General features: G+C 40.9%; 8 protein-coding genes. 7 read left to right on the top strand and 1 reads right to left on the bottom strand.

Annotation, left to right across the window (positions count from 1 at the left end; translation table 11 throughout):
• The 5 genes from PY092_RS04315 to PY092_RS04295 form a co-directional block, all read left to right on the top strand.
• Window positions 1-536 (top strand): lipocalin family protein (locus PY092_RS04315; RefSeq protein WP_275614620.1); only part of this gene is annotated, 536 nt, incomplete at its 5' end.
• 174 nt (window positions 537-710) lie between these two features.
• Window positions 711-1,403, top strand: coding sequence for a DUF1269 domain-containing protein (locus PY092_RS04310; protein ID WP_275614619.1), 693 nt, complete (start codon window positions 711-713; stop codon window positions 1,401-1,403).
• Between the two features lie 95 nt (window positions 1,404-1,498).
• Complete coding sequence (locus PY092_RS04305) at window positions 1,499-2,095, top strand: HdeD family acid-resistance protein (protein WP_275614618.1); 597 nt, start codon at window positions 1,499-1,501, stop codon at window positions 2,093-2,095.
• 8 nt (window positions 2,096-2,103) lie between these two features.
• Window positions 2,104-3,051, top strand: a complete 948-nt coding sequence (locus tag PY092_RS04300; protein ID WP_275614617.1) for an App1 family protein — start codon at window positions 2,104-2,106, stop codon at window positions 3,049-3,051.
• Between the two features lie 12 nt (window positions 3,052-3,063).
• Window positions 3,064-3,963 (top strand): diacylglycerol/lipid kinase family protein, encoded by a 900-nt coding sequence (locus PY092_RS04295; protein WP_275614616.1) that lies wholly within the window; start codon window positions 3,064-3,066, stop codon window positions 3,961-3,963.
• A gap of 379 nt (window positions 3,964-4,342) precedes the next feature.
• On the opposite strand, the gene PY092_RS04290 is transcribed toward PY092_RS04295, so the two are convergent.
• Window positions 4,343-6,652 carry a glycoside hydrolase family 3 protein gene (locus tag PY092_RS04290; RefSeq protein ID WP_275614615.1) on the bottom strand — a complete coding sequence of 770 codons (2,310 nt, stop codon included), beginning with the start codon at window positions 6,650-6,652 and terminating at the stop codon, window positions 4,343-4,345.
• 132 nt (window positions 6,653-6,784) lie between these two features.
• Between PY092_RS04290 and PY092_RS04285 the strand changes: the two genes are divergently transcribed.
• Entirely contained in the window at window positions 6,785-7,552 is a 768-nt protein-coding gene (locus PY092_RS04285) for an NUDIX hydrolase (RefSeq protein WP_275614614.1), read from the top strand.
• 817 nt (window positions 7,553-8,369) lie between these two features.
• On the top strand, window positions 8,370-8,705 hold the full coding sequence (locus tag PY092_RS04280) for a hypothetical protein (RefSeq protein ID WP_275614613.1): 336 nt from the start codon (window positions 8,370-8,372) through the stop codon (window positions 8,703-8,705).
• Window positions 8,706-8,708 lie beyond the last annotated feature (3 nt).

Here is an 8,708-nt window from a genome sequence, read left to right as displayed (position 1 = left end):
TGGGCAGTGGCACTTTAAACTTCAACGGCGAGACACATAAGGTTTTTGGCAAAACATGGTATGACAGGCAATGGTTCTGGCGCCATGATTTCTTTGGAAACAAAGAAAAGCCAATGAAAGGAACCTTTCAGGAACAGGACATGTACTGGACATGGATGAACCTTACACTCGATAACGGAGATGTATTGGGTTTATGGGATATCTATCTTTATGGAAAGCAATCCAGCTGGGTGACCATGGCAGAACCGGATGGTTCCCATATCGTTGCAAATGTCGAACCTCTTGCCGAATCTGCAAGCGAGTTCTGGATAAGCCCTATGGGGCAACGCTATCCGACCAATTGGGTCGTCAAGATACCCGAACTGGAGGCTGAACTGATCGTAAGGGCAATCAAAAAAGAACAGGAGGTACCTTCTGACATTTTACCTAAATACGAAGGCTTATGCAATATTACCGGAACTTTCAGGGGAAAACCCGTAACAGGCTATAACCTTGTTGAAATGGTGGGCAACTGGAACAAGGACAGAATGTTCTGATTCTCCGTGTATCTCCTCATAAAATGTCTGACCGGGTTGGATTTTTATAAATTCAACCCGTCTTTCTAAACGCCAACAGCTATAAGAGAATAATAGGTTCAAGAAAACATCGATAATTTATCAATACTATAATTTTAATCCTGTTGAAATTAGAACAACATAAAAAACAAAGAAATGGAAAAAATCATTCAACTTTCGACAAACAATGAAAACGATGCTTACAAAGTATTGGAAACGCTAAAGGAACTCAACGACAAAGAAGACTTAAACCTTTCGGAGTATGTAATTATCAAAAAGGAAGAAGACGGGAAGATTGCCCTTAAGGAAGATGCTTCCAATTCACTTGGGGGAACACTGGTAGGTGGCACCGCAGGTGCTTTGCTCGGAGCCTTGTTTGGCCCCTATGGGTTCTTGCTTGGTGGAACATTTGGTTCATTGGCAGGTCTGACCGCTGACACTATGAATTCAATGAGTACCGACGAACTACTCGAAAAAGTATCTGCCAATTTGCCCAATGGTAAAGTAGTAGTGGTCGCCCACATTTTTGAACAATGGGAAACCCCGCTTGATTCAAGTATTGGAGATTTGGCAGAAATCACCCGTGTAGATGTTGATGAAGAACTCTCCAAGGCTATCGAAGCAGACCTTGATGCAATGGACAAGGAAATAGAAGAAGCCAAGGAGAATGTCAAAAAAGCCGTTGGGAACGCCAAGCAAAATGCCCAGGCCAAGTTAGATGAGCTTAGGGACAAGAGGGACAAAAAGCAAAAGCAGTATCGAGATAAGATGAAAGCACAAAAAAATACGTTGAAAACTTGGTTGGCCAAAACCCAAGAGAAGATCAAAAGTAATTTTGACAAGAATTAATTCTTTGTACCACAACAGTAGGTTGTGCAATTTTTCCTTTGCAAATCAAAATATACACCGGTATATAATGGGTTCAATACTAAAATTAGTTAATCATGGAAAATTTAAAATCAGCATTAAAAGAAATTAGAACAGATATTAAAAACTGGTGGGCACTGCTTATATTGGGATTGGTGTTCATCGTCCTGGGCGTGACTGTATTTGCCTATCCCTTGGAGAGTTATGTGTCACTTTCCGTCTTATTTGCGGTAAGCGCCATAGTTTCAGGTTTGTTACAGATTTGGTTTGCCACCACAAATCGCAACGAAATTGATGGTTGGGGATGGCAACTCGCATTAGGCATCATGGAATTGATTTTAGGTGTGATTCTAATATCCAATTTTGGGTTGACTTTGGTTATCCTGCCATTTTATGTTGGGTTCTGGTTACTGTTCAGGGCATTTACATTAATAGGATTTTCCTTCGAACTGAAAACATATAAAATACTGGATTGGGGCTATTATCTTATTTTCGGACTACTTTTGGTACCCTTGTCATGGTTCATTATTTTAAATCCTCTGTTTGGGGGTGTGACCATTGTAGCATGGACTGCCATAGCTTTCATTGTGACAGGAGTGGCGAATATTATCTTGTCGTTTAAACTTAAAAAAGTAAATAAAAAAATAGTGCAGGTAGAAAAATCAATAAAATAAACACTATTATGGGTAGAACCCCCAGGCCTTCCCCTGTTGTTTGGCAACTATCCGCATTGCCACTTATAGACAAAAGGACACTTATAATGGGTGTCCTTTTAACAAATGTTCCATATGATGTAGCTAGAAAATCGGGTAGTTTCAGGAATTTAATCAACATCACCAAAACTTATTCTGTTAGACCTTACAGCAACAAAAATATTTCGTTGATAGCAGATGGTGTAACAACAAAAACAAAAACCGATGCGAACGGAAGTTTTTGGACAATAGCCGATTACCAGCATCGGAGAGGAATAGATGTAATGGTACATGGCAGGAATAGACCTTTGGGAATCATACACAACTACCCCATTGCCCATAAAAGTCTAGGAAATACTTTGGGTGTAATATCCGATATTGACGATACCATAATTGAATCGTTCACTGCCGATTTCTTTAAACGGGTTTCCGTTCTTTTATTTAAAACACCCAAAAAAAGAAAGCCAATTGACTTTACCCATAAACTATTTAAGGTTTTTGAAGAACGGAAAGCCAACACCTACTATGTTTCTAAAAGTGAAAGCAATCTTTTTGGAACCTTGACCAACTTTATCGAACATAGCGGCTTGCCAAAAGGAGTGCTTTTTCTCACACCTTATATGAGTCTTTGGAAATTGTTGAGCACCAAAAAAGCAAAAGATTTTAAGATGAATAGAATTCGTTTTCTTATAGAAAACTCAGCCGAAGAAAAATATATCCTGCTTGGTGACGACAGTCAGCGTGATATGGAAATATACTTTGAGACCGCAAAGGCCTTTCCCAAAAATATACTTAAGATTTACATTAGGCAGACCAAACCTAAAATTAATTTATCAAAAAAACAAGGGATAGAAAGTTTAAAAAACACAGGGATACCTGTAAAATACTTTAAAGCCGATGACGATTTAGAGGAATCGGATATATCATCAAAAACATAATCAAAAACCTTTATGAAACTATTATTTGTAGTAAATCCAATATCGGGTGGAGTCGATAAGGAACCCTTCCTTAAAAAGGCAAAAACCCTTTGCAAGAAATATGGAATTGATCACCACATCTTTAAAACCACGGGAAAAGATGATCAAATTGAATTAAAAAAGGTGGTACAAACATTCAAGCCTGATAGAGTGGTATCTGTAGGCGGGGATGGAACTACGCTGTTCACTTCCATCTCTTTATTGGATTTTTGCATACCCATGGGAATCATTCCGTTGGGTTCGGCCAATGGGATGGCTACAGAGCTAAGTGTAAATCCAGAACCAATGAAGGCATTAAAAGATGTTATTCTGTCCAATGTTATTGGATCTCTGGATATGCTGTTGGTGAATGATGCACATTATTGCATTCATATAGGTGATATTGGTATAAATGCACAAATTGTGGATTCCTATGAAAAAGATAAAAATCGTGGAATGGCCACTTATGCAAAATATTTTCTTCAAGAACTAAAAAATTTGACTCCATTTGGAGTTACATTGAATATAAATGGAAAAGAAATTAGGGAAAAAGCTCTGATGGTGGGTATCTGTAATTCCAGGAAATACGGTACAGGGGTACCCTTGAACGTAACAGGAAACCCAATGGATGGAATATTTGAAATTGTAATTGTCAATAAGATAGATGCAAATTCATTGATAAAGGCGGGATTATCAAAATTTGATGAAAGCTTCCATGATAGCCAGAACGGAAAGGTTTTAAACGGAGATAGTGCATCTATTCTTTTTGAAGAACCAAGGCTGTTACAATTGGATGGCGAAGTCATTGGCCATTTTAAAGAAATAAAGGTCAAAATCTTAAAAGGAGCCGTCAAGCTGATTACCCATAACGAAAATACGTATGTAAATTCCTAACAACTCCATCCCGACAAAGGCTTTCCTAGTAAAAATTATCTAATCCTTCGTATTGGTGCTCACCGTGTGGATAGCCTGAATTTCTGGATTATTTTGTAGTAGGGCTTGCCGCCACCAAGCTCTTGTTGGCTTTGGCATTCCTCGTCTGCAATGTCCTGAAAAGGGTTTGAACAATTTTTTTTGGGCACTTAAGCCTATTTTCTGAAAATAGTGCAGGAAATCTCCTTTTTTATTTCCTTCAGGCTTCTTATCAATAAAGAGACCGCGCCAAAAATTTTATTGCCCCGAAAAGTTCGAACCAGCTCGTTTTTGAAGTCATACTCTATTCTACTGGGAAATACCGCATACTGTTTGCACTTTTGGTCATTGAATCTCCTGATTATTTATACTTTTGGGTGCGTTCATCGGCAATGACCCCGTTCCAGTTCAAACCAAAGCCAAAGTCGTAGGTATGGCCTTGCGAGTCGGAATAGGGTTTCATATCCCTGGGAACGTCTTCCAATTGTAGCTCCACCGTATTCATATCCTTAGGCATTTGAAAAGGCAATAAAGCGGAAGGTTCCATTTTTCCTGAAATGATGTCCATCAATGCTTGGTCCTGTACCCCAAAATTGATCAAAATGGCCGAGGCTGCGGATTCTATTTCAGAAAAGACCATGGGTTTGGAAGCCTTGACCACCACGATGACGGGTTTATTTCCCATTTTTTCTTTGGTGTCCCTGACCAAATCCATATCCGTTGTGTTTACCGCCGTTGTTGTTTTGCCTTTGTACGAACGATTGGCAAAATCCTCGAAGGGACTTCCCCCAGCCAAACTCGTTTCCCTAGCTTCCTTAGCCGTATAGGATCCATATTGCAAAGCTATGGGAACGTACCCATTCCCCCCTTTCTCCTTATCGGTAATATCATAGCCCACCCCGCCATCAGGACTGTTTATGCCGACCAGCGCAAAATCAGCTTCTTTCGGATCGTCCACAACTTCAAAGTACTTGCCCACTACTTCCATGGAAAAAGTGTTCTCCATGCGTTCCGGGGTGTCAAAACCGAACCAGTTTGTGCTGGCAGCTACATGTCTTTGGGGAACATAAACTTTTTTCCCAGTATTGACAGGTAAAGTCTTTTCCTGGTTTTTCAGCATGACGATGGATTTCAATTGCGCCTTGTAACCGGCCTCCATAAATTGGGTATTGCCTACAATACTTTCGGTTTCAGAAATATCCAAATATGGATTCTCGAACAACCCTGTCCGAAATAGGTTTTTCAACAAACGCACTGCCGAAGTTTCGAACCGTTGCCGCATATATTCCTCTCCATGTTCCTCCACTCCCATTTGGTAGGCTTCAACCACCGGCTTCATGTCATTATTGCCCCCAAACTGGTCAACACCGGCTTCTAGGGCCTTATAATGCCTTTCCGCTATGCTCATATTCTCGACTCCCCAAGCCTTTCCCTGGAATTCATGCACCGAAGAAACTTCCCACGTAATCGCCCAATCCGAACAAACTACCCCGTCATATCCATAGGTGTTTCTGAGAAGGTCGGTAATCAGGTATTTATTATAAGCATTGCCCACATTTTCGCCATTCTTTGTGTCCTGTCCATAGGAAATGGTGTAATAGGGCATAACGGCCGCAGCTTTTTCGGTAGCTCCTTCCAAGGCGAACGCACCTTCGGTAAAGGGTTTTAAATGGTCCTTCAGGTTGTTCCCCGGATATACCGCATAGGCCCCGTAGCCAAAATGGGCATCACGCCCCCCTTCTTCGGGTCCTCCCCCAGGCCAGTGCTTTACCATGGCATTTACACTTTGGTAGCCCCAACCGCCACCGTCCGAAGACTGAAAGCCATCCACATAGGCCCTTGCCATATCGGTTGCCAAAACTGGGTCTTCCCCCATAGTACCGTCAAAACGCGACCATCGTGGTTCAGTGGCCAGGTCTATTTGGGGAGACAGGGCTGTGGTAATTCCCAAGGCCCGGTACTCCTTGGAGGCAATTTCTCCAAACTCCCGCATCACATCAGGATCAAAACTTGCAGCAAGTCCCAATGTCCCCGGCCACATGGAAATTTTACCCCCTGCCCCTGCGTTGTATTCCGCAATGGGATCGCTACCATGCCTGGGATCCGAACTGCTATTGATGGGAATCCCCAACCCGATACCTTCCACCAGTTCCTGTGCCTTGTTGTTCCATCGGGCCGCAACGGCTGGCGATTCAACCGAGGTGATCAGTACGTGCCGAAGATTGTCCTGTTTTAAAAATTTCTTCTGCCCATCGGAAAGATCGCTTGCAGCGGCACCACTTTCCGGAAAAGGCTTTCCATTATAGGTAACGGGACCGAACAAGGGATTGCCCATACCGGGAAGGGATTGGTGCGCACTGTACAACATTAATCCACCTATTTGTTCTGTACTCATTTTTGTGGCCAGATCTTGGGCCCTTTCGGTTTCTGATAGGCGCCAATCCTCGTAAGGGTCCAATACCCCATTTTGGTTCAAATCCTTAAATGCCAATCGATCAACGGTAAGAATGGCGACCCCCGAATTCGGGCTATAACCAAGAGTGCTCCCTTCTTCATTGTGGAGCAGGACAAAACCGTCCCTCTTTTCTTCCGTGAACCTTGGGCCACAGCTTGCCATAAGTGCAACCAACACAACACTACCTAACCTATATCGTATATTAGTCAATTTCATACCGAAAATCATTTAATCATATTTTAGAATCAAAATTATTTTTCATTGTGTTAAATATACGCAATGATTGATTGCAACGATCCGTTTGATAAAAAAATTATTTTTCATGCAAGAGCTACTTACCTTTGAAGGATGGAATACAAAGAATATATCGAGAAATTTTTCAATCAGGGCCACAAACACTATTTATCCCATATCTCCATTGACTGCGTGGTGTTCGGTTTTCATGAAAACGAGTTGAAGGTCTTACTTTTGAACATGAAAAACCTGAACTCATGGGTGTTACCGGGCGGGTTTATCCTTAAGGATGAGGAAATGGAAACAGCCGTAAAAAGGATATTAACGGAACGAACAGGTCTTACAGATATTTTTTTGCACCAGTTCCAAACGTTCGGTGGATTAAGTCGTTCTTCCTTTACGGTTCCCGAACTATTCTTCAAAAATTTACAGATCAAAAAGGACAGTTGGATGTTCGACCGATTTATTTCCGTGGGATATTATGCCCTGGTCGAATATTCCAAGGTTAAACCAATTCCTGATATTCTTTCGGAAAAATGCGAATGGTTTAACGTCCACGATTTGCCCGAGCTTGCCCATGACCACCGACACATTTTTGATGAAGCTTGGCAAAGTTTGCGATTCTGGATCAACCATTATCCCATAGGTTATAATCTATTGCCAGAAAAATTTACGATGCCAGACCTACAAAAGCTTTATGAGACCATACTCGACCGAAAACTCGACCGAAGGAATTTCCAGCGAAAGATGTTGGCCACCGGCATCCTAAACCGCTTAAATGAGGTCAAGCCCGGGGTCGCGCACAAAGCCCCCTATCTATACACCTTCAATATTGCGGCTTACGAAAAAACCCTAAAAACGGGGTTTGGGTTTGCTTTATAATAGACCTGCATGAAAATTGTTTTTTCAATTGTTGGTATCCTATACTTATTATTAACAAGGATATGGGAAGATGTGTATAAAAATCCTTGCACGTATGATCCCTACAAAGGATGATTTTCTTCTATGGGTTCGTACAACTTAACCTTTGAAGGGTTATAATCAATTGAATTTTCAAAATCGATTGGGCTTCCCAGACATCTATTCTTTCTCTAGCTTGCCTGTCTTCTGGATTACGTGCGCATTGCTAGTTTTGTTTGGAGATACATTTAAATCTATTCCAACAAACCAACACAATAGAATATGGGATTACAAAAGCGCCATTACGGTAGAAGATGTAACAGAATTTATGGACAAAGTACAACAATAGGGCTGGGGAAATTTTCAGATATTCCCTTACTGTAGATACCCCGATCTTTAGGATAGGTTTTCTACAAAACTAGTATAACTGTCAAGCTGCCCTCTTAAATAAATCGATGGGGCTTTGTAAACTATACCCTTAGAAAATATCGAAAAAAGATGTGCTTAAACGGATGGATACTGATGAATAAAAATCAAGCACTTCTAATATGAAATGACTTATTGATAATAATTTCAATGTCTTCCTTCAAAAAGTTTGAACTCTGTCCTGCCGCAATCCCACCCTCGTTACCGCCACGTTGGCCCATATTTCTACAGATGGTGTCACCAGGTGCATTATTTTTCCGATCATTGCAGGTGCCCTGCTGATTATATCCTATATTTAGTATGAAAAAACTGAGTACTGTAAAGAAGGTATAAGGTATTTTTTATGTGAAGTGAAAATTAAAAATCTATAACTATGGCAAAAACAGGCCCATTATCCGAAAAACCTATGAAATGGTACCATTATATTGCCGGTTTTTTTGCAGGAGTATTTTTTACAAATGCAACACCACATTACATCAATGGAATTTCGGGGCACCCATTCCCAACACCTTTTGCAGACCCACCAACAATAGGGCTTTCATCACCAATGACAAATGTTATTTGGGCTTTATTCAATTTTCTGGCGGGGTATCTTCTCTTTAGGACAAGTAAGATTAACCCAAAAAGAAAATTAGGCTTATTGGTATTTTTTGCTGGTATTGTATTTTTTGCCATTACCTTTAGTTTTATGATGATGGATAGAGTATAGTAG

Source organism: Flagellimonas yonaguniensis (assembly GCF_029193885.1).
Taxonomy (GTDB): Bacteria; Bacteroidota; Bacteroidia; order Flavobacteriales; family Flavobacteriaceae; genus Flagellimonas; species Flagellimonas yonaguniensis.
The sequence above is the reverse complement of the archived record's forward strand: the minus strand, read 5'-3'. Positions and strand labels throughout refer to the sequence as shown.

Bases quoted from the DNA above. Each gene is read 5' to 3' on its own strand.
- PY092_RS04290 (WP_275614615.1), bottom strand. From the start codon at position 6,652: ATGAAATTGACTAATATACGATATAGGTTAGGTAGTGTTGTGTTGGTT.
- PY092_RS04295 (WP_275614616.1), top strand. From the start codon at position 3,064: ATGAAACTATTATTTGTAGTAAATCCAATATCGGGTGGAGTCGATAAG.
- PY092_RS04310 (WP_275614619.1), top strand. From the start codon at position 711: ATGGAAAAAATCATTCAACTTTCGACAAACAATGAAAACGATGCTTAC.
- PY092_RS04280 (WP_275614613.1), top strand. From the start codon at position 8,370: ATGGCAAAAACAGGCCCATTATCCGAAAAACCTATGAAATGGTACCAT.
- PY092_RS04300 (WP_275614617.1), top strand. From the start codon at position 2,104: ATGGGTAGAACCCCCAGGCCTTCCCCTGTTGTTTGGCAACTATCCGCA.
- PY092_RS04305 (WP_275614618.1), top strand. From the start codon at position 1,499: ATGGAAAATTTAAAATCAGCATTAAAAGAAATTAGAACAGATATTAAA.
- PY092_RS04285 (WP_275614614.1), top strand. From the start codon at position 6,785: ATGGAATACAAAGAATATATCGAGAAATTTTTCAATCAGGGCCACAAA.